The 20,991-nt window shown below is 48.0% G+C and carries 23 protein-coding genes, 2 pseudogenes and 1 riboswitch; of the genes and pseudogenes, 19 read left to right on the forward strand and 6 right to left on the reverse strand.

All coding sequences use genetic code 11. From position 1 onward, the window contains the following. Window positions 1–6 precede the first annotated feature (6 nt). The 6 genes and pseudogenes from P402_RS0104645 to P402_RS0104670 all read left to right on the forward strand — a co-directional run bounded on the left by P402_RS0104645 (window position 7) and on the right by P402_RS0104670 (window position 4,916). Window positions 7–573 (forward strand): dihydrofolate reductase family protein, encoded by a 567-nt coding sequence (locus P402_RS0104645; protein ID WP_026827636.1) that lies wholly within the window; start codon window positions 7–9, stop codon window positions 571–573. A 187-nt stretch (window positions 574–760) separates the two neighbouring features. After that, window positions 761–1,606, forward strand: coding sequence for a DUF72 domain-containing protein (locus P402_RS0104650; RefSeq protein ID WP_026827637.1), 846 nt, complete (start codon window positions 761–763; stop codon window positions 1,604–1,606). A 20-nt stretch (window positions 1,607–1,626) separates the two neighbouring features. After that, window positions 1,627–2,922 (forward strand): bifunctional metallophosphatase/5'-nucleotidase, encoded by a 1,296-nt coding sequence (locus P402_RS0104655; RefSeq protein ID WP_026827638.1) that lies wholly within the window; start codon window positions 1,627–1,629, stop codon window positions 2,920–2,922. A 23-nt stretch (window positions 2,923–2,945) separates the two neighbouring features. Further along, on the forward strand, window positions 2,946–3,884 hold the full coding sequence (gene lipA, locus P402_RS0104660; protein ID WP_268745048.1) for a lipoyl synthase: 939 nt from the start codon (window positions 2,946–2,948) through the stop codon (window positions 3,882–3,884). A gap of 104 nt (window positions 3,885–3,988) precedes the next feature. After that, a pseudogene (locus P402_RS16230) lies at window positions 3,989–4,259 on the forward strand (YutD family protein); the annotation flags it as partial. A 204-nt stretch (window positions 4,260–4,463) separates the two neighbouring features. Continuing rightward, window positions 4,464–4,916, forward strand: a complete 453-nt coding sequence (locus P402_RS0104670) for a general stress protein (RefSeq protein WP_026827640.1) — start codon at window positions 4,464–4,466, stop codon at window positions 4,914–4,916. Window positions 4,917–4,955: 39 nt separating this feature from the next. Here P402_RS0104670 and P402_RS0104675 read toward each other — a convergent pair whose 3' ends face one another. Together P402_RS0104675 and glpX are read right to left on the reverse strand one after the other, a co-directional pair. Continuing rightward, the gene (locus P402_RS0104675) at window positions 4,956–5,231 is read right to left on the reverse strand and encodes a DUF3055 domain-containing protein (protein ID WP_034769721.1); all 276 of its coding nucleotides are present in this window, start codon (window positions 5,229–5,231) and stop codon (window positions 4,956–4,958) included. Window positions 5,232–5,267: 36 nt separating this feature from the next. Next, complete coding sequence (glpX, locus tag P402_RS0104680) at window positions 5,268–6,248, reverse strand: class II fructose-bisphosphatase (RefSeq protein WP_026827642.1); 981 nt, start codon at window positions 6,246–6,248, stop codon at window positions 5,268–5,270. Window positions 6,249–6,402: 154 nt separating this feature from the next. Here glpX and P402_RS0104685 point away from each other — a divergent pair, with 154 nt between their 5' ends. Beyond that, entirely contained in the window at window positions 6,403–6,846 is a 444-nt protein-coding gene (locus P402_RS0104685) for a DUF86 domain-containing protein (RefSeq protein ID WP_026827643.1), read from the forward strand. 6 nt (window positions 6,847–6,852) lie between these two features. Continuing rightward, window positions 6,853–7,617, forward strand: coding sequence for a TIGR01457 family HAD-type hydrolase (locus tag P402_RS0104690; protein WP_026827644.1), 765 nt, complete (start codon window positions 6,853–6,855; stop codon window positions 7,615–7,617). 44 nt (window positions 7,618–7,661) lie between these two features. Here the strand turns inward: P402_RS0104690 and P402_RS0104695 are convergent, their stop codons facing one another. Continuing rightward, window positions 7,662–7,889, reverse strand: coding sequence for a NifU family protein (locus P402_RS0104695; RefSeq protein WP_012371190.1), 228 nt, complete (start codon window positions 7,887–7,889; stop codon window positions 7,662–7,664). Between the two features lie 111 nt (window positions 7,890–8,000). Here P402_RS0104695 and P402_RS0104700 point away from each other — a divergent pair, with 111 nt between their 5' ends. Continuing rightward, window positions 8,001–8,306 (forward strand): DUF1462 family protein, encoded by a 306-nt coding sequence (locus P402_RS0104700; RefSeq protein WP_026827646.1) that lies wholly within the window; start codon window positions 8,001–8,003, stop codon window positions 8,304–8,306. 18 nt (window positions 8,307–8,324) lie between these two features. On the opposite strand, the gene P402_RS0104705 is transcribed toward P402_RS0104700, so the two are convergent. Beyond that, window positions 8,325–9,377 carry an NAD(P)/FAD-dependent oxidoreductase gene (locus P402_RS0104705; RefSeq protein WP_026827647.1) on the reverse strand — a complete coding sequence of 351 codons (1,053 nt, stop codon included), beginning with the start codon at window positions 9,375–9,377 and terminating at the stop codon, window positions 8,325–8,327. 92 nt (window positions 9,378–9,469) lie between these two features. On the opposite strand from P402_RS0104705, the gene P402_RS0104710 reads away from it, so the two are divergent. Next, window positions 9,470–9,703 (forward strand): YuzB family protein, encoded by a 234-nt coding sequence (locus P402_RS0104710; RefSeq protein ID WP_026827648.1) that lies wholly within the window; start codon window positions 9,470–9,472, stop codon window positions 9,701–9,703. Between the two features lie 63 nt (window positions 9,704–9,766). On the opposite strand, the gene P402_RS0104715 is transcribed toward P402_RS0104710, so the two are convergent. Further along, the gene (locus P402_RS0104715; RefSeq protein WP_026827649.1) at window positions 9,767–10,333 is read right to left on the reverse strand and encodes an ECF transporter S component; all 567 of its coding nucleotides are present in this window, start codon (window positions 10,331–10,333) and stop codon (window positions 9,767–9,769) included. A 157-nt stretch (window positions 10,334–10,490) separates the two neighbouring features. Then, a riboswitch (FMN riboswitch) is annotated at window positions 10,491–10,631 on the reverse strand. A gap of 117 nt (window positions 10,632–10,748) precedes the next feature. On the opposite strand from P402_RS0104715, the gene P402_RS0104720 reads away from it, so the two are divergent. The 4 genes from P402_RS0104720 (at window position 10,749) to P402_RS16235 (ending at window position 13,113) form a co-directional block, all read left to right on the forward strand. Beyond that, window positions 10,749–11,099 (forward strand): HesB/IscA family protein, encoded by a 351-nt coding sequence (locus P402_RS0104720; RefSeq protein WP_012371185.1) that lies wholly within the window; start codon window positions 10,749–10,751, stop codon window positions 11,097–11,099. Between the two features lie 132 nt (window positions 11,100–11,231). Further along, a complete protein-coding gene (locus tag P402_RS0104725) occupies window positions 11,232–12,098 on the forward strand; it encodes an NAD-dependent epimerase/dehydratase family protein (protein WP_026827650.1) in 867 nt (288 codons plus the stop codon). An 8-nt stretch (window positions 12,099–12,106) separates the two neighbouring features. Then, window positions 12,107–12,598, forward strand: coding sequence for a GNAT family N-acetyltransferase (locus tag P402_RS0104730; RefSeq protein WP_235188818.1), 492 nt, complete (start codon window positions 12,107–12,109; stop codon window positions 12,596–12,598). An 11-nt stretch (window positions 12,599–12,609) separates the two neighbouring features. Then, window positions 12,610–13,113 (forward strand): GNAT family N-acetyltransferase, encoded by a 504-nt coding sequence (locus tag P402_RS16235; RefSeq protein ID WP_160168606.1) that lies wholly within the window; start codon window positions 12,610–12,612, stop codon window positions 13,111–13,113. Between the two features lie 60 nt (window positions 13,114–13,173). Here the strand turns inward: P402_RS16235 and P402_RS0104740 are convergent, their stop codons facing one another. Next, entirely contained in the window at window positions 13,174–14,169 is a 996-nt protein-coding gene (locus tag P402_RS0104740; RefSeq protein WP_026827652.1) for an NAD(P)/FAD-dependent oxidoreductase, read from the reverse strand. Between the two features lie 243 nt (window positions 14,170–14,412). On the opposite strand from P402_RS0104740, the gene P402_RS0104745 reads away from it, so the two are divergent. The 5 genes and pseudogenes from P402_RS0104745 (at window position 14,413) to ptsG (P402_RS0104765) (ending at window position 20,954) form a co-directional block, all read left to right on the forward strand. Beyond that, window positions 14,413–15,624 carry an NAD(P)/FAD-dependent oxidoreductase gene (locus P402_RS0104745; RefSeq protein WP_026827653.1) on the forward strand — a complete coding sequence of 404 codons (1,212 nt, stop codon included), beginning with the start codon at window positions 14,413–14,415 and terminating at the stop codon, window positions 15,622–15,624. An 81-nt stretch (window positions 15,625–15,705) separates the two neighbouring features. Beyond that, a complete protein-coding gene (locus P402_RS0104750; RefSeq protein ID WP_012371179.1) occupies window positions 15,706–16,023 on the forward strand; it encodes a YuiB family protein in 318 nt (105 codons plus the stop codon). Window positions 16,024–16,124: 101 nt separating this feature from the next. Then, window positions 16,125–16,982: a glucose PTS transporter transcription antiterminator GlcT gene (gene glcT, locus P402_RS0104755; RefSeq protein WP_026827654.1), complete on the forward strand. Its 858-nt coding sequence runs from the start codon at window positions 16,125–16,127 to the stop codon at window positions 16,980–16,982. Between the two features lie 221 nt (window positions 16,983–17,203). Further along, a pseudogene (ptsG, locus tag P402_RS0104760) lies at window positions 17,204–18,706 on the forward strand (glucose-specific PTS transporter subunit IIBC); the annotation flags it as partial. Between the two features lie 154 nt (window positions 18,707–18,860). Further along, entirely contained in the window at window positions 18,861–20,954 is a 2,094-nt protein-coding gene (gene ptsG / locus P402_RS0104765) for a glucose-specific PTS transporter subunit IIBC (protein WP_026827656.1), read from the forward strand. Window positions 20,955–20,991: the final 37 nt, after the last annotated feature.

Genomic DNA, 20,991 nt, shown 5'->3' on the forward strand with positions numbered 1-20,991 from the left:
GTTATGATGCGTAAACTCATTTATTCTTTTCAAGTCTCGCTCGACGGGTACATCGAGGATGCGTCAGGCAGCATCGCGTTTGCGTCACCGGACGCTGAGCTGCATCAGTATTTTAATGACTACGAAACAGAATTTGATACCCATGTTTATGGACGTCGTCTGTATGAAATGATGCAGTACTGGGAGTCCGCGGATCAAACGGACACAGATCCGATCATCGTAGCGTATGCGAAGACATGGCAAGCGCTCGAGAAGATTGTGTTCTCGGAAACGATGACAGCAGTCGAGGGAAACGCACGTCTTGCGACGAGACCACTTGCGGAGGAACTGGCGGCATTGAAGCAGGCACCCGGGAAACAGATTGCGATCGGCGGGGCGACGCTTGCGGCAGAAGCCGTCCGCTTGGACTTGATCGACCGCTACCATGTCGTCATCTATCCCGTCTTACTCGGAGGCGGCAAGCGGATGTTTCCGTTGTTTGAGCACTCCTTGTCCTTACAGCTCGTGGAGCAGCAGACATTTGCTTCCGGGTGTATCGCCTTGACGTATGAACGGATTCGAACCGACTCCTGATGATCAGCAATGAATCCATGAAACAGGCAGTCTTTTTCTCCTTATTTTTGAAGGAGTAGGAAGGATTTGCTTGTTTTTTATATGAAGAATACACGTCTTTTCGAAGACGAGTCTTGAAGAAGAAATTCCCGATTCCGCTATGCTATGATAAAAAATATGTAGCACACACAGATGAGGAGGGGGAAGGATGATTTATGTCGGCGTGACCGGTTGGGGCGATCACGACAGCCTCTATCCGACACCACAGGATCGGAAGGAGAAGCTCGCTGCCTACGCGGGCCATTTTCCGGCAGTCGAGGTCGATTCGACGTATTATGCGATTCAACCGGAACGGAATTATCAAAAATGGGTCGCGGAAACACCGGATGACTTTCGGTTCATCGTCAAGGTCCATCGGGCGATGAGTGGTCATGACCGGGAAAACAAGGATCCGCTTGGTCCGATCTTTGAACAATACCTCGCTTCGATTGAACCGATGCGGCAGAGTGGAAAGATTGCAGCAATTCTCGTCCAACTCCCGCCCTGGTTCGATGTCAGTAAAGTGCATCTCGAGTACCTTCAGACGATCCGGAAGTCGCTTGCCGGTCTCCCTGTCGCGATCGAGTTTCGGAATCCGTCCTGGTATTCCGAAGCGTACCAAGAGCGGACACTGCGTTTTTTGGCGGAGCATCAGTTCATCCATACGATCTGTGATGAACCGCAGACGGAAGACGGATCTGTGCCGTTTGTTCCCGTCGTGACACAAGAGACGGCATTTGTCCGTCTGCACGGCCGTAATATCAACGGATGGCTCAAGAAGCCCGGCCAAAGCAGTGAGGACTGGCGGAAGGTCCGTTGCCTGTACCGTTACTCGGAAGAAGAACTGCAAGGTTTGGCGACACACATCCGTTCACTTGCCGAACAGGCAAAAGACGTGTATGTTTTCTTTAACAACAACTCAGCAGGAGACGCCGTACCAAACGCCAAACGACTGATCGAGATTTTAGGTCTTGATTATGAATCGCTTGCGCCCCGGCAAATTTCCCTGTTTTAACACCTAGAGGAGGCTTAAGCGTGAAGTTACACGTCATTCATTATAACGATCTGCATTCACACTTTGATATGTGGCCTCGCTATATGTCGTTCATGAAAGAACACCGGACGTACGATTCCCTCGTCTTCGATTTAGGCGACCATGCGGACCGGGTCGCACCGGCGACGGAAGCGACGCAAGGTAAAATCAATACCCATCTATTAAATGAACTGTCCCCGACGGCTGTCACGATCGGAAACAATGAAGGCATTACGTTTCCGCATGATTGGTTGGCAGACTTATATACGGACGCGACGTTCCCGGTTCTCGTCTCGAACTTGACGGCACCGTTTGTGAAAGCCGGCATGATTCAACACCTACCGACGGGAAAAGTTGGGATTTTTGGGCTGACAGCTCCTTATTACGAGCTGTACGCCTTACTCGGATGGACGATTGAAGATCCGTTTGAAGCAGCAGCACGTGAGATCGAAGCTTTGCGGGATCAAGTCGACGTCTTGATCTGTTTAAGTCATCTCGGCTTTTATCAGGATGAAGAACTGGCGGAACGGTTCCCGGAGCTTGATTTGATCATCGGAGCGCATACGCACCACGTCCTCGATGACGGAGTCGTCAAAAACGGCGTGTTGATTGCCCAGGCCGGAAAGTACGGTCAGTACGCAGGGGAAATCTACTTAAACACGGATACGGGCGAAAAAGAGGCGGTCCTGCATCCGCTTGAAGCGTATCCGGCAGACGAGGCGACATCGGTCTTACTCGATAAAGAACAGTATTTAGCGGAGCGTCAGATGAAACAACCGATTGGCCGGACATCAGGTCTGGCGAATGACTGGTTCAACCCGTCCCCGTTTACGCAACTGCTCGCGGATACGATGCGCGACTGGTGTCAGGCGGACCTCGCCTGTGTGCCGGCCGGGATGTTGCTTGGCTCATTGTCCCCGGGACCGGTGTCCGCGTTTGATTTGCACCGGCTTTGTCCGCATCCGATCAATCCGTGTAAGGTGACGATGACGGGTGTGGAATTAAAAGCGTTCATCGCCGAGGTCGACAGTGAGCGTTTTGAACAGCTGAAAGTGCGCGGTCTCGGTTTCCGTGGTAAATTAATGGGCAAGATGCATTATTCTGGAAATCATCACCAAATTGACAATACGAAAACCTATACTGTCGTCCTTCCGGATATGTTTACATTTGGTCCTTTATTTCCGGAAATCAAAGAAATGCCGAAAGAATATTTCATGCCGGAATTATTACGGGATTTGTTGTTCAATCGCCTATCGGAGAAGTCAGAATTTGGTGAATTACCCGTCCGCAAACACTGAATATTTGTTATACTGTAACAGAAATCAGGTCAGTTTTTACGGATAAAGGGGGAAACCGATTCATGGGACGCGGAGAGATACAACGTAAACCAGAGTGGTTGAAAATCAAGTTGAACACGAATGAGACATACACAGAACTCAAAAGTATGATGCGCGAGAAAAAGCTCCACACGGTATGTGAGGAAGCCAAGTGTCCGAACATTCATGAATGTTGGGCTGTGCGCCGGACGGCGACGTTCATGATTCTTGGAAGTATCTGTACACGGGCTTGTCGTTTTTGTGCCGTCACGACAGGGCGACCAAACGAACTCGACTTGGAAGAACCGAAACGAGTAGCGGAATCCGTTCGTCTGATGAATCTGAAACATGCGGTCATCACAGCGGTTGCCCGTGATGATTTAAATGACTTCGGAGCCGGTGTCTACGCGGAGACGGTGCGTGAAGTGCGCCGTATGAATCCGGAGACATCAATTGAAGTCTTACCGTCCGACATGGGTGGGAACTTCGACGCGTTACAGACGCTGATTGAAGCCAAGCCGGACATCATGAACCACAACATCGAGACGGTACGCCGTCTGACACCAACGGTCCGGGCAAAAGCAACGTACGACCGGACGCTTGAATTCCTGCGTCGTTCAAAGGAACTCGCACCTGAAATTCCAACGAAATCGAGTCTGATGTTAGGTCTTGGTGAGACGTGGGAAGAAATTTTGCAGACGATGGACGACTTACGGGCGAATGATGTCGACATCATGACGATTGGTCAATACCTGCAACCGACGAAAAAGCACTTGGATGTCATCAAGTACTACACACCACAAGAGTTTGCTGAATTAAAACAGATTGCGCTCGGAAAAGGCTTCTCGCATTGTGAGGCCGGTCCGCTTGTCCGCTCGTCTTACCACGCCGACGAACAAGTCAACGCTGCGAAAAAAAATAAAGCTGCTCTACCGATTGACTGACGATCAGGGACCGTCCACGCCGCGTGCGGGGACGGTTTTCTGCTGTCTGACGATTCGTTTTCAAGTATGATTATGGTAAGATAAAAGAAGCAGGGGGTGGAAAAATGATACAAGTCAATCGTGAAAGATATGAAATCGTCGAAGAAAAACGGGAAGGATTCCACGAAGAAGCCTTCATCGGCCGCTTTAGCGATGTGCTCGAAAAATATGACTACATCGTCGGAGACTGGGGACACGGACAATTGCGGCTCCGTGGTTTCTATGAAGATAACCATGAAAAAGCAACGTTTGATACAAAAAATCTCCCACGTGGCGGATTATTTGTACGAATACTGCAATTTCGGCTGTGCGTATTTTATCGTCAAACGGATGGAATTCGTAGAAGGAGAAGAAGCACCACCTCGCTTCGACGGATCTTCGGCGAATACGTTAAAACTGAAACGGAAGTTCTCGGCGGAAAAAGAAGAAGCAAACGAAGTCAAAAGCGAACAGTAATCAAAATGACATTTGAAAGGATGTTTCCGATTGGGTGTTTTCGGCTAATAGTATAGTATTACGCACCTATAGGGGGAACTATCCATGAGAATCGTCGGGATCTATCATTCAGTACCAGAAGTCGTCAGTGCTGTTCATGATTTACGTGTCGCAGGAGTTGTTTCAACAGATTTAAAAGTCATTGCCCATGATCGATATGATTTGGAACAAATCGAAGAGTTGGCAGATCTGAACAATCAACAAACATCGACTCGTCTGTCGCAAGAAGAACACATGAATCTATGGCAAGAGATCAAAGGCATCTTTAAAAAGGACAGTGCCGGATCTTCTTCGCACAGCGATGTACTGGAAGCGAGCGGATTGACGAAAGAGGATGTCAACCGTGCCAACAAAGCAGCGGAAGAGGGACAATTCGTCTTACTCGTCGGCGATGAAGCGGATCAACATTCTGAACGGAAAGCCCACGATGAATCGGATAATACAAACGTTTTCAGCGGTCCAAACACGCTCAATGAGCGAAACGATCGGTTACTGTAACAGCAAAACAGCCAACTCCTAAGGGAGCTGGCTGTTTTTTTATAGACCAATGTAGTCACTCAAATATCCTTCAAGTTCGTCTGCCGCCTCATCCTCTAAATCAAAGGCATGGGCGATGTAGCCCGGCTCATCAAAGTCGTCCGGACCAATGATTGCAAACCGGTTCGACAACAGGTTCAGCACCAAAATCTTTCCGAAGAAGTGTTCGGAGTGGGTAATGGCCAAATCGAAACGGCTCGTCTCACCGATCCAGCAGACGAACCGGGTTTTTGTTTGTTCAACGTCGTCGTATAAAAAATCGCGTTCTTGCATCATCTGTCAGTTCCCTCATTTCCTTCATCTCTGATTAGATTAAAGGGTTTGGGGAACCTTTTGCAAGTAAGGTTTACGCGAAAGGCTGTGTTCTGCGATGACCTTCCGGATCGTCCGTGTTTTTGAACGCATGACAAGTGATGTCGTCTCGACGATATCGTCCGTCAAGAAGCGGACGCCGTCGAGCATCTCACCTGTCGTGACACCCGTTGCAGCAAAGATGCAGTCGTCACTTTTAATCAAATCGTCGAGTGTCAACAATTGCAACGGATCGGCAAGTCCCATCCGGATGACACGTGCTGTCTCTTCCTCATTCATCGGGTGCAGACGGGCCTGCATGTCGCCACCCATCGCCTTGACGGCAGCTGCCGTGATGACGCCTTCCGGTGCGCCGCCCGTTCCGATGAAGATATCGATTCCAGTTGAAGGAGAAAGTGGAGCGATTCCTGCTGACACATCGCCGTCTTCAAACAGACGGACACGTGCGCCGACACGCATTGCTGCTTCCCGGAAGTGATCATGGCGTGGACGGTCCTGCATGATGACGGTGACGTCTTCGATTCGTTTTTGATTCAATTCCGCTGCTTTTTGAATGATGAATTCGAGCGGGTCGTCAAGTGAGACATGTCCTTTTAAGTTCGGTCCGACGGTCAGTTTATCCATATACATATCCGGCGCATGTAACAAAGCACCTTGGTCAGCGACAGCGATGACGACCATTGCGTTACCGAGACCTTTGGCAACGATGTTCGTTCCTTCAAGCGGATCGACTGCGATATCGACGATCGGACCGCTTGTCGTACCGACTTTTTCGCCGATGAATAACATCGGTGCTTCGTCGAGTTCCCCTTCACCGATGACGACGGTTCCCGCCATGTTGACGGTATTTAAGACTTCGCGCATGGCAGTCGTTGCCGCATCATCGGCTTCGTTCTTCTTGCCCCGGCCAATCCATTTGGCGGATGCCAGTGCCGCTGCTTCTGTTGCTCGGACGATTTCTAGTGCTAATTCGCGTTCCATCTATGAATAACCTCCAAGTCACTCAATGTGACATACTATTTTCGTAAAAATCTAAATTGAGGATAACACATTGAGCAATGTGATGCAAACAGCCTTTCTGCTTTTCATGTTTCGCCGATAGAGCTAAAATGAAGGGTGTGAGGGGGAATGTAAGATGTATTTTGTAAATCGTGAAAAGATTGAACAAACCGTTGTTTGTTTTGAAACGGCCTTGCGTCAAAGTAAAGAGTTAACAGGGGATGCTTTGACAGTTTCACTTGCGTGGGAACGAATCGGATTTTTAGTGATTGAAAGCATCATCGATATCGGGAACAGTATGATTGATGGTTTCATCATGCGTGATCCGGGAAGTTATGAAGATATCGTCATGATTTTAGAAGATGAGCGGGTCATTGATGCGTCACTTGCGACAAGCTTGAAGCGTATCGTTGCGTTGCGGACACGAATCGTCCGTGAATTTACGACATCGAGTACAGCGGAAATCCGGGATGGTCTTTTGGAAGAAGAAACACAATTACGTCGTTTTCCGGACGCCGTCCGACGTTATTTAGAGACAGAACTCGGACCCGTCTCTGCATTTTTACCAAACGAGGAGTGAGCCAGGATGAAAGCAAAAGGATATTTATTTGATTTAGACGGTACAATGTATAACGGGACAGAACCCGTCAAAGAAGCAGTCGATTTCGTGAACCGGTTGCAGGAAGAAGGCGTACCGTATCTGTTCGTTACGAACAATGCCTCGATGACGGCGGAAGCCGTTGCTGAAAAATTACGCGGCATGGGTGTGCATTCGAATGCGGAACACGTCTTAACGAGTGCGATGGCGACAGGTCGCTACATCGCAGAACTCGATCCGGGTGCGAAAGTCTATGCAATCGGAGAAGGCGGATTGATTGATGCCCTTGAACGTCAAGGCTTACAAGTCGTCGCGGATGAGAATGCCCACTATGTTGTCATCGGTCTCGACCGTCAGATCACGTATGAGAAGTTAGCCGTCGGAGCACTGGCAATCCGGGCCGGAGCCCGCTTCATCTCAACGAATGGAGACATCGCGATTCCGACAGAGCGCGGATTCCTGCCGGGAAACGGTGCGTTGACGTCCGTTTTACGTGTGACGACGGAAAAAGAACCGTTTTATATCGGGAAACCGGAACCGGTCATGGTCAATATCGCAGCCGAAATGATTGGTCTTGCGAAAGAAGATCTCATCATGGTCGGGGATAATTACCATACGGACATTTTGTTCGGGATCAATGGCGGTATCCGGACGATGCATGTCAACTCCGGCGTCCATACACCGGTCTTCATTCAAGGGCAGGATGCCCAACCGACGTATATGGTCGATACGTTGGCAGAATGGATTCTCTAACCAAAAAAATCCCCATTGACGGATGTCAGTGGGGATTTTACTAATTAGAAAACTTGTTCGACTTCAACGACGCCGGCTACTTCTTCAAGCAGGGCACGTTCGATACCAGCCTTCAGTGTGATCGTTGAACTTGGGCAGCTGCCGCAAGCTCCCATCAAACGGAGTTTGACGATACCATCTTCTACATCTACGAGTTCAACGTCTCCTCCGTCACGAAGAAGGAACGGACGCAATTTTTCGAGTACTTCGTTTACTTGATCAAACATTTCCATGCGTAAACACATCCTTTCTTATAGACTCATTGTAACAGGGTTGAAAAATGTTCTCAATCTGGAAAACTTGTATACTAAAAAAGAAGTGCAGAAAGAAAAGGGGGATATAGGATGGAAATCAAGGTATACGGGGCTGCAAAGACTTGTCCGAGCTGTGTAGGGGCACCGAGTTCTGAAGAGACGTACAGTTGGTTGCAAGCGGTTCTCGGACGGAAATACGAGACGGCATTAACCTTTGAATATGTCGATTTCGAGGCCGTGCCGCTCGACGATGAGTGGGTGACAGCCTTAAAGGACGATGTCTATTTTTATCCGCTCGTCCTGCTCGATGGTGAGATGATTGATGAAGGATACGTGCAGCTGAAGAAAATCACCCAGGCGATTGATATGAGAGTGCAAAAAACGGCCCCGGAATGATGACCGGCGCCGTTTTTCTTATTTAATTTTTTTATGTTTCCAGAGGACACCGGACTTCAGAAGACGCGGAACTTTTCCCGTCAAGGCTTGTTTCCCCATGACGATTCCAAAACCGTCTGATTTCCCGAGCGACCCGAGCATGCCGCGTAACTTGATTTCCGGCAGTTTCGGTAACTTCTTGCCGGCCCATTTCGCCTGCAGGACATCAACGACTTGATCGGCTTGATGTTCGGCGAGCTGTCCGCTTGGTGCATACGGCAGACTGGCGCAATCCCCGATGACGAAAACATTTTCATGTTCCGGCACATGGTGGTGATCCGTCAGCTTGATCCGTCCGCCGCTGTCCGCTTCAAAACCAAGATCGCGGACGACTTTGACCGGTTGCGTCCCGGCTGTCCAAATCGTCAAGTTCGACGGATAGGCATCATCGCCGTTTTGAACATCATCTGCCGTGACGAATGTGACGTTGGAATTATTGATGACCTCGACATCATGTTCCTCGAACCACTCTTGGACATAGGTCGAGACCTTATCCGAAAGGAAAGACAAAACGGACGGTCCGCGGTCAAATAAGCGGATTTTTAAATCTTTCCGGCTTTCGTGCAGTTCACTGGCGAGTTCGACGCCGGATAGACCGGCTCCAACGATCGAGACAACCGCGCCGGGTGAAAGTCCGCAAATCGCTTGCTGCGTTTTCCGCGACTCTTCAAGTGTCTGGATGCTGTAGGTAAACTCTTGTGCGCCCGGTATGTTATGGTATTTATCTTCACACCCTAAAGCGATGATGAGATCGTCATAAAACAGTTCCGTCCCGTCTTGCAGATGGACGGAGTTCGTCTCCGGTGAAATCTGGACGACATGTCCATATTTATATGTGAGATGTTCGCCTTCCGGAAAAGCAATCCGAACATCACGATCCGATAATGTACCGGCAGCTAGTGCATAATACTCTGTTTTTAAGGCATGATACGGTAAACGATCGACGAGTGTCACAGCGACCTCTTCATCCTTAAATCGTTCACAAATCCGCATCCCACCGTATCCACCACCTAAAACAACCAGTTGCTTCATAACTTAAAATCCCCCTTAGTTCCCCTAAATCAGTCTGACCTTGTATAATACGACATGAGGAAAGATAATTCCTGCTTAAAGGAGGAAAAAAAGTGAATCCGATTATTGAATTTTGTATCAGTAACTTAGCGACAGGGACCCAGGTCGTCATGCAACAACTCGAACGGGACCCGAATGTCGATGTCGTCGAATATGGTTGTCTCGGTTATTGCGGCATCTGTTCCCTCGATCATTTCTGTCTGGTTGACGGAGAAACGGTTGTCGGCGAGACACCGGAAGAATTGTTAGAAAAGATTTATTTAAAAATTGAAGAAAACGAATTCTAAAAAAATCCCCGTGTCTCAGATGAGACCGGGGATTCGTGTCTGTCAGCGGGCGCGGCTTCGGACTTAGATCGTTTGTTGACGACGCATCATCCAAGGTTTCAGTTTCAAGAACAGCGGAATGAAGAGGGCTGAGATGAACATCGCCTTGATGATGTTAAACGGTAAGATACCGGCTGTAATCGTCGTCCACTTGACGGCAGGATCAAGCATGTAATCCATGCCGAAGAACCAAGCGTACGCTGGAAGAATCAAGATATAGTTGAGGATTGCAAGACCGAGTGCCATCGTGATTGTACCAGCGACAAGACCGGTTGCAAGACCTTTTGTAGATTTCTTTTTATGATAGAACCAACTGACCGGAAGAATGAAGGCAACACCAGCTGCGAAGTTGGCAAGCTCGCCGACCGGAACACCACTTCCGCGGAAGATGTAGTACAGGACGTTTTTGAGTGCTTCGACGATGACGCCGGCGACCGGTGAGAACATGATAGCGGCGATCAAAGCAGGAACATCACTGAAGTCGATCTTCAAATAGTTCGGTAAAAACGGAAGCGGGAAATTCAGTAGCATAAGAACAAATGAAATTGAACCTAACATGGATAATGTGACCATTTTTTGTGTGCGTTTCATACGAGTATAATCTCCTTTTGCTCGTTCCTCTCGATGAAGTATTGGCATGGCTGCGTTCAAAATAAACCCCCATCGAAGTATTCGATAGGGGAGAAGTCCGCAGTAAACTAAACCTGAACGATTTTTGCAAAAATCGGTTCAAGAAATAGAAACATGCCGCCATCTTCTCCCATCCAGACTATACTGTCGGCTCCTGAGTCACACAGAATCAGCAAATAGCGCCCTATTCGCTCGCGGGCTTCAGACGAATCGTCTGTTTACCGCCGGTCGGGAATTTCACCCTGCCCTGAAGATGGAACGATTTAATTTTTTTTGATACAACTCCTTTATACAACGAATTCAAGATAGTTTCAAGCAACTAGGTTTCGATTCACCTCAAAATTGCGTATACTAATAAAAAAGGGAAGGTGATGACATGATTCATTTAACAGAAGCGGCCGCACTCCAAGTCAAAGAGATGATGTTGCAGGCGCCGGACGATGAACAAAATCTGCGCATGCTCGTTCAAGGTGGCGGATGCAGTGGTCTCTCCTACGGCATGGGCTTTGACAGTGAAAAAGAGACAGACTTAACCTTCGAGCAACACGGGGTCAAAGTCATTGTCGATCAAAAAGATTATCCGGTCGTCAAAGGACTGGAAGTAGACTATAAACAATCCATGCTCGGAGGCGGATTCACGATTACGAATCCAAATGCGATTGCCACATGCGGCTGCGGGACTTCATTCCGGACTGCAACCAATGCCGGGACACCGGGCGGATGTTAATCAAATCACTCTAAACGCAGACGATTCCGTCTGCGTTTTTTTGTTTTCGGCGGCGGATCAACAGGACTTTTCGATGCGGATGGAGAAGGACTAACAAGAACATGAGCATGCTATGACAAGGGAGGACTATCGATGCGAAAGGTACTGATTTTTGGTGGAACACGCTACTTTGGTCGACGGTTGGCATTACGGCTTGCGGAATCGGGGGATGATGTGACGATTGTCACGCGCGGCGAGCATACGCCACCTGTCGCGAAAGGCTTGACATTTTTTAAAGGGGACCGAACGTCAAGCAGCACGATGAAAGACTTAGGGAGTCAGAACTGGGATATCATCTATGACAACATCTGCTTTAATCCGTATCAGGCGAAACTTGCGGTCGATGCGTTCGAGGGGAAAGTCGGACGTTACATTCTGACGTCGACGATGTCGGTCTATGAGAACGGTGGAACGAAGATTTCAGAACGTGCCTACAATCCGTTTCCCGGGAAATATGACCTCGAAAAAGAACATGACTACGGGGAAGGAAAACGTCAGGCGGAAAGTTACTTTTTCCAACGGGCGACCTTCCCGGTCATTGCCGTTCGTTTCCCGGTTGTCCTGGGACCGGATGATTATACGGAACGACTAGTCTTTCATGTCAAACGCGCCTTGGCCGGTCAACCGATCATCGCTGAAAATTTGTATGCGAAGATGGGCTACATCTCAAGTTATGAAGCAGCAGCTTTCCTCGAATGGTGCGGCCGTTCGACGATGACGGGACCTATTAATGCTGCAAGCGACGGCGTGTTGTCGATTCAAGACTTGATGGATAAGATTGATCACGTGGCAGAGACGACATCGCGTTTTGAGACGACAGGCGAAGATTCGTCACCACTTGCGCCGGAACATGACTTCTATATGGATACGACAGCAGCCAAGCAAGCAGGGTATTTATTCCAGCATGTCGATGACTGGCTCGATCGACTGATTGAAGAGGAGGTCCGTAACCACAAATGATGCAATTGATGAAACCAACGATCGCATGGGAAAAAGAATACCGTGCCTTTTTAGAAGACTGGCGAGAATCGGGAGAATCGATCGTACCGGAAGTTGTCGGAGATACGTATGAACCGCTCGCAGCCTATTTCGCTGAGCAAGAAGCGGAGGAATCGGAAGTGAGCCCGGGACGTGTTACGCATTCAACGTACTGGATGGTCGATGGACAACGGATCGTCGGTGCATTGAACTTCCGACATGACTTGACGGAGAATTTGAAGTTGTATGGAGGGCATATCGGATACGGCATCCGCCCGTCCGAGCGCAAGAAAGGATATGCGACGACAGGTCTTCGGCTCGTACTCGAGGAAGCACGACAGCGTGGACTCGATCAAGTATTGCTGACGTGTGGTGTCGAAAATCTCGCATCGCGCCTTGTCATCGTAGCGAACGGTGGTCAGGAAATCGAACCGACTGTTCGCGATGGACGCGAGACACGTCGCTTCATCATTTCGTTATGAGGAGGCCTGTTTTGATTCGTGCAGCGGTACTTGAAGACGCTGCTGTGATTGCCCGGATTCATGTCGCATCCTGGCGGGAAACGTACCGGACGATTATGCCGGATCCATATCTCGATCAGTTATCAGCGGAGAACCGGGAATCGGGTTGGCGGAAAAGTCTTGCCGAAGGTCCGGTTTTCGTGGCGCTTGATCAGACAAACGAAATCGTCGGTTTTGCGAACGGTGGACCAAGCAGGGAAAATGATGCGACGGAGGGAGAACTGTACGCGCTCTATCTTTTGAAAAGTCATCAGGGACAAGGAACCGGTAAACGGTTGTTTGATCACGTGTTGGAAGATCTCAGGCGGAAAGACTTCCAGTCTTGCATTGTAAGTGTGCTGGCAGATAACCCGTCCCGTTTCTTTTATGAACGCTTCGGCGGACGTCTCGTTTCCGGACAGCCAATCGAGCGGGGCGGGAAACAACTGATTGCGTGTACGTATCGGATTGTACTTGTCCCGTCATTTAACGCATGAATCAAAAAAACAGCGTTCCTTCGATTCGCAAATCGAGGTGACGCTGTTGTTCGTGATTACTTAATGATTTTTCACTTTTTCGAACAGACTTGTGGAGTGTTGCGGATGACGGGCCGATGGATCAACAAGCAACTTCGCTTGGTTGACGGCAATCGGTGCTTCCCCGAAACCGGTCGCGATCAATTTGACACGACCGTCATAGGTCGCGATATCCCCACAGGCGAAGACACCGGGAATCGCTGTCTCCATCTTCGAGTTGACGCGGATCGAATTGCGTTCGAATTCGACTTCCCACTCCTTGAGCGGTCCGAGCGAGGAGACGAAACCGAAGTTACAGACGACATCATCGGCACCGACGACGATGACTTCATCCGTTTCGGCATGTTTGAACGTCAGCGTCTCGATGCTGTCATCACCTGTGACCGATTCGAGTGTATACGGCGTCATGACATTGACAGACGAGTTATGCAACAATTCGACTGTATGTTCATGGGCACGGAACTTATCACGTCGGTGGACGAGCGTGACCGATTTGGCGATCGGTTCGAGCATCAGTGACCAGTCGACCGCTGAATCACCGCCGCCGAGCAAGACGACTTGACGGTCTTTGAAGCGATCCATCTCGTTGACGAAGTAATGCAGGTTACTTGCTTCAAACCGTTCTGCATCGGCGACACCGAGTGGACGGGCAGCAAACGAACCGTTCCCGGCTGTCAGAATGACGGTTTTCGTATAATGTTCACCTTTGTTCGTGACGAGACGGATTAGTCCGTCATCGAGGCGTTCGTAAGCAAGGACCGTTTCGCCGAGAACGTACGTCGGATCAAATTCATTTGCTTGTTCGAGCAGGCGATCGACTAAGTCCTGAGCCTTGACTTTCGGGAAGCCGGCAATATCGTATATATATTTTTCAGGGTAGAGCGTTGCTAATTGTCCACCGAGTTGCGGCAGACTTTCGATGACTTTCGTCTTCATTTGACGCATGCCTGAGTAAAACGCGGTGAACAGTCCGACCGGACCGCCGCCGATAATTGTGACATCATATGGTTGGTGCATCTGAGTCCCTCCTAAAGTTGGATACCCCTATTATATAGGAAGAGGGGTTCCATGTTGCAAGTACGGGACATCTCACATTTTTTTCAGGGATTGCATATTTTTACTTTGCAATCTATGATAGAAAATGGTTCAATGAACGTATAGACGTGTGAACATTATTTGAACAAAGTTTTTGAGCATTTATCTGCAATTGAATGTGAAGAAAATCACAACAAAACTATTAAGCGTAAGGGGTATCAGAACATGAACACACCAAACATTGTTATTCTTGGAGCCGGCTACGGTGGATTGATCACAGCAGTCAACCTTCAGAAAAAACTTGGCGTCGACCAAGCGAACATCACATTAATTAACAAACACGATTACCATTATCAAACAACGTGGTTGCACGAACCAGCAGCAGGTACGATGTCTGCTGAACAAGCACGTATCTATATTAACGACGTCATCAATCCTTCACGTGTCAAGCTTGTTAAAGGAATCGTCGAAAAAGTCGATACAGCAAGCAATACAGTGAAACTTGTCGACGGTGGAACAGTCCCTTACGATTATGTCGTCGTGGCACTCGGTGGAGTCCCTGAAACATTCGGCATCAAAGGGTTGAAAGAGAATGCTCTAACAATCAGTTCATTGAACAGTGTCCGGAAAATCAAGGAACACATCGATTACTCATTCGCAGAGTATAAAACGACAGGTTCAACAAACCGTTCACTCTTGACGATCGTCGTCGGTGGTGCCGGATTTACGGGAATCGAATTCATGGGTGAACTCGTCAACCGGATTCCTGAACTTTGCAAACAATATGATATCCCACGCGAACTCGTTCGTGTCGTCAATATTGAAGCGGCTCCAACGGTCCTTCCTGGATTTGATGCGGATCTCGTCAACTACGCACACAAATGGCTTGAGCGCCAAGGCATCGAGTTCAAACTCGGTAACGGCATCAAGGAATGTGCACCGGGCAGCGTGACATTCGGACCGCTCCAAGGTGAAACAACAGAAACAATCGAAGCGAACACAATCATCTGGACAGGTGGCGTCAGTGGTAACCCGGTTGTTGCAGCATCTGGCTTTGAAGCGATGCGTAACCGTGTCGTCGTCGCAGAAGATCTCCGTGTTCCTGGACATGAGAATGTCTTCATGATTGGTGACTGTTCAGCGGTTATGGATCCGAACTCGAACCGTCCGTACCCACCAACTGCGCAAATCGCAACACAGCAGGCACACAAAGTGGCTGAAAACATTGCAGCCTTAATCAGTGGACGTCAAACATCGACATTCACATATGAAAACAAAGGAACTGTCGCTTCACTTGGTCATAAAGATGGAATCGGCATGGTCTTCGGTAAGAAGATTTACGGCCGTAACGCATCGTTTATGAAAAAAGTCATCGACAACAAACATTTCCTTGAGCTTAAAAAGATTGGTCTTGCCATCAAAAAAGGTAAATTCTAAGTTCACGTTTTAGGCAAATGTACACTCGTGCATTTGCCTTTTTTGTCGGTTATACTAAAAGAGATTTAAAGGGGGAACATTATGCATATCATTCAAGCCGTGATCGGGAGCGTTCTTTATCTCGTCATGTTCTTTAGTATCGGTTTTATCTTAAACATGTTATTACGCAGTACGTGGATCATGCTTGTCCTTTATCCGATCATCATCATCATGATGATTGATAACCAGTCGACACTTGATTATTTCACGAATGCGCGTGAAGCGATTCCGAAACTCGGGGAACGAATCATGGGTCTGCAGACGGCAGACATCACGATGTTCGTAGCCGGTCTTGCCGGAATCATCATCGCCGGGATGTCCATTCGTTTCCTGCGTAAGAGCGGTTACCAAATGTTTTAAAGTCTACTTGAGTGAGTAGGCTTTTTTAGTATGTGAAAACACGTTATAATAAAAACAGTGTCTTTTAAAAAATGTGTAAGAGCAGATAGGGTTGAGAGCGAATGGATAAACAAATGTACCACGTTATCAAAGTCTTGAATAATAATGTCGTCATTTGTTCGACTGGTGCCAACCAGGAAGTCATTATCCTCGCAAAAGGGATTGGCTTCGGTCGGAAGCCAGGCGATCAACTAACGGATCTTGAAAAGCTAGAAAAAGTATATACGTTAAAGGATAAAGACGAACAAGCGCAGTACAAGGCGCTTGTCGGACATCTGGATGAAAACTTCATCGCCTTGATGAATGAGATCGTCTCCATGATCGAAACACGGTTCGGGAAACGGGTTGACGAACACATTCATATCGGATTGACGGATCATTTGACGTTTACATTCAAGCGCCTTGAACAAGGGATGGAAGTGACGAATCCATTTCTTGCGGAAACCGAAGCGTTGTATCCGGAAGAATATGCGCTGGCGGAAGAAATCGTTGAATTCATTAGTGCTGAAATGAATTTTTATTTACCGCCGGCCGAAACCGGATTTATTGCACTTCATATCCATTCGGCGACGAACTTCAAAGATGTCCTTGAAGTTAACCGACACCATCAATTGGTCGGACTGATTGCCAGTCATATCGAACAACGTCTGCAAATCAAAATCGACCGAAAATCACTGGATTATAAGCGTTTAATCCGGCACCTGCGTTCAGCAATTGAAAGGGTTTCCAATGGGGAGTACCTAGAGGCGCCAGAAAAAGTAGAAAAGCTATTGCGCGAAGAATATCCGCTGTGCTATGATACTGCTTGGGAGCTGATGTCCATCATGGAACGTCAGTTGAAGAAAGCGGTACCGCGCGGTGAAGCGACGTATCTTACGATGCATCTGCAACGCTTAGTGCAGTACGATTTAGGTAAATGACCGCACGGACTACGTGTTACTGATACGATCAGGCATGAGTGGGATGTCGGGCAAGATGATTTATTTCCGTTTCTATTTTTACGGGATAAGTGTATTTTGTCTACAATCCGCTTGTGCCTGATTTTTTTCTGTAAAAATCGGTCGGATGTCTGACTTTTTTTCAACCCGTCATTGGTATTATTCATTATTTTTAGTTTTTACATCAAAAGGAGGAAACACACATGTTCAAACAGATTTTTGCTGTTCTTCAACGTGTTGGTAAAGCGTTGATGCTTCCTGTTGCGATTTTGCCTGCTGCCGGGATCTTACTTGGATTCGGTAACGCGATGCAAAATCCGAACTTGACGTCAAAACTCGAGTTCTTAAAAAATGATGCAATCATCAAGGTTGCAAAATTGATGGAAGCAGCCGGGGATATCATCTTCGGTAACTTAGCACTCTTATTCGCGGTCGGTGTCGCGATCGGATTAGCAGGAGACGGCGCTGCCGGACTTGCTGCCATCGTCGGATTCCTGATCATGAACAAAACAATGAGCGTTTGGCTCGGCGTTACACCAGAAATGGTCGCTAACGGACAAGGGTACGCAAACGTACTCGGAATTCCAACACTTCAAACAGGTGTCTTCGGTGGTATCATCATCGGTTTAATCGCAGCCTGGGCCTACGGGAAGTATCATAATCTCGAATTGCCGCAATTCCTCGGATTCTTCGCAGGAAAACGTTTCGTTCCAATCGTTACAGCAGTCGTTTCATTATTCGCAGGTCTTGTACTTGTTTTCGTTTGGCCGTTCGCTCAAGACGGGTTGAACACATTCTCCCACTTCATGATGGAGAAGAACCCAACACTTGCAGCATTCGTCTTTGGTCTCATTGAACGTTCATTGATTCCATTCGGTCTTCACCATATCTTCTATGCACCATTCTGGTTCGAGTTCGGTTCGTACACGAACAAAGCCGGTACAGTTGTTCATGGTGACCAAGCAATCTTCTTCGCACAGTTAAAAGATAACGTTGCACTAACAGCTGGTACGTTCATGACTGGTAAATTCCCGTTCATGATGTTCGGTCTTCCAGCAGCAGCACTTGCTATGTACCATGAAGCACGCCCAGAGCGTCGCGCTGTTGTTGGTGGTCTTCTTGGATCAGCAGCACTTACAGCTTTCTTGACAGGTATCACAGAGCCAATCGAATTCGCGTTCTTGTTCGTTGCTCCGATCTTGTTCGCAGTTCACGCAGTCTTCGCAGGTCTTTCGTTCATGACAATGCAACTCTTGAACGTTAAAATCGGTATGACATTCTCAGGTGGATTGATTGACTTCCTTCTCTTCGGTGTCCTTCCAGGACGCACGCAGTGGTGGCTCGTCATCGTCGTCGGTCTTGTTCTTGCAGTTGTTTACTACGTCGGATTCCGTTTCGCAATCCGCAAGTTCAACTTGAAAACACCAGGTCGTGAAGACGAAGTCCAAGAGACATCAATGGCTCAAGGTTCTGAACTCGCAGCAGGTATTCTGGATGCACTTGGTTCTGAATCAAACATCAAACACCTTGACGCATGTATCACACGTCTTCGTGTTGAAGTTCTTGATAAATCAAAAGTTGACAAAAATGAGTTGAAAAAATTAGGTGCTGCAGGAGTTCTTGAAGTTGGTAACAACGTTCAAGCGATCTACGGACCGAAATCAGATAACATTAAATCTGAGATTCAAGCTGTCATCGCATCACGTAAACAAGAAAAATCAGTCTAATGATTGAAAGAGCTTTCCCGATTTGGGAAGGCTCTTTTTTTTGTGAAAATAAACATCAGGCAAATAGTTTTGCGTGAGAAACATTAAGGGTATGAAGTAAGTAGTTTGGTTAAAAAAAGGAGGGAAATCACTGATGTGGAAAAATGTGTTCGGTGTGTTGCAACGGATCGGTAAAGCCTTGATGTTACCGGTTGCGATCCTACCGGCAGCGGGGCTTCTCCTGGCGTTTGGTACGGCGTTTCAAAACCCGAATCTGACGCAGTATCTTCCGTTTCTCGAAAATGACGCACTGGTCGTCATTTGGCGGGTTATGCAGGATGCCGGGGATATCATCTTTGCCAATCTAGGATTATTGTTTGCCGTCGGGGTCGCGATTGGTCTTGCGAATGGTGAAGGGGTCGCAGGGTTAGCCGCGATTGTTGGATTCTTGATCATGAACAAAGTTATCAGCTCATTTTTACAGATTACGCCGGAAAAGATTACAGAAGCACAAAAATCGAGTGACTTATCGTATGCGACTGTCTTAGGAATTCCGACCCTGCAAATGGGGGTGTTCGGAGGGATCATCGCCGGATTAATTGCGGCGTACAGCTATAATAAATTCTTTAAAATTAAATTACCTGATTTCCTTGGATTCTTTGCCGGTAAACGGTTTGTCCCAATTGCTACAGCGCTATTCAGTTTAGTCGCTGGTTTTGCGTTGTCCTATATTTGGCCGCCGATCGGGACGGGCATCAATACGTTCTCGAAAACGATCATCGAATCAAATGAAACGTTATCTGCCTTCATCTTTGGATTAGTTGAACGTTCTCTCATTCCGTTTGGTCTCCACCATATTTGGTATTCAAGTTTCTGGTTCCAGTTCGGTGAATATACCGACAAGGCGGGCAATATCGTCAACGGGGATCAGCGGATTTTCTTTGCCCAGTTAAAAGACGGCGTTCCGTTCACAGCCGGAACATACATGACCGGGAAATATCCGTTCATGATGTTTGGACTTCCTGCTGCCTGTCTGGCAATGTATCATACTGTTGCGAAGGATCGCCGGAAAGCCGTTGAAGGGTTATACTTCTCGGCTGCCCTGACCTCTTTCCTGACAGGGATCACTGAGCCTGTTGAGTTCTCATTTGTTTTCGTTGCACCATTATTGTTTGCAGTCCATGCTGTTTTTGCCGGATTATCCTTCATGATCATGGACATTTTGAACGTCAAGATCGGGATGACTTTCTCCGGAGGACTGATTGACTACACGTTGTTCGGTATTTTACCAAACCGGACTTCCTGGTGGCTCGTCATCCCGGTTGGTCTCGTATTCGCCGTCATTTATTACTTTGGTTTCCGTTTCGTCATCCAGAAATTTGATCTGAAGATTCCTGGACGCGAAGCGATTCAGGAAGGTGCTGCCGCATCGACGACGACGGCTGGCGAACTGCCGTATGAAATTCTCCAAGCGTTTGGCGGGGCTTCAAACATCAAACACTTGGATGCCTGTATTACACGACTCCGGATTACCGTTAATGATAAATCAGGTGTCAACAAAGATCGCTTGAAACAGTTGGGTGCTGCCGGTGTCCTCGAAGTCGGGGATAATGTCCAGGCAATCTTTGGTCCGAAATCAGATGGTATTAAGACCGAGATGGCAGAAATTATGAACGACCCGAACTATCAACCACCTGCTAAACCGGAAGCCGATCCGATTCCACAAGTCCCGACAGGAGCGGAAGCGCGGACCGATGACCGGTCAGGCTTAGCCGGAACAGATGGTGCATATGTTCCGAGTGAAGGATACGTCTCGCCACTCAGTGGTGTGATTCGTTCACTCGATGACGTTCCGGATCAAGTCTTCTCCGGACGGATGATGGGTGACGGTTATGCGATTGAGCCGACAGAAGGGTACGTCGTTTCTCCTGTTTCCGGTGAAATCACGACGTTCTTCCCAACGAAACACGCGATTGGTATTCTTGCCGATAATGGAGATGAAATCCTGATTCATATCGGTATTGATACAGTATCACTTGAAGGAAAAGGATTTGAAGCGCTAGCGAAGGCAGGGGATCGGGTCGAACCGGGTTCACCGTTGCTGAACGTTGATCTAGAACAAATCCGACCGCTTGTCCCATCACTCCTGACACCGATTATCGTCACGAACAGCGGCGACCGGAAAGTTTCGGTCGATGTCGGGAAAACAGTTGAAGCCGGTGAAAAGATTTCGTATGACATTAAATAAGAATTGATACGATAAACACGATTCCATTTTTGGGGAA

It is taken from the genome of Exiguobacterium sibiricum 7-3 (assembly GCF_000620865.1).
GTDB classification, from domain to species: Bacteria; Bacillota; Bacilli; order Exiguobacteriales; family Exiguobacteriaceae; genus Exiguobacterium_A; species Exiguobacterium_A sibiricum_A.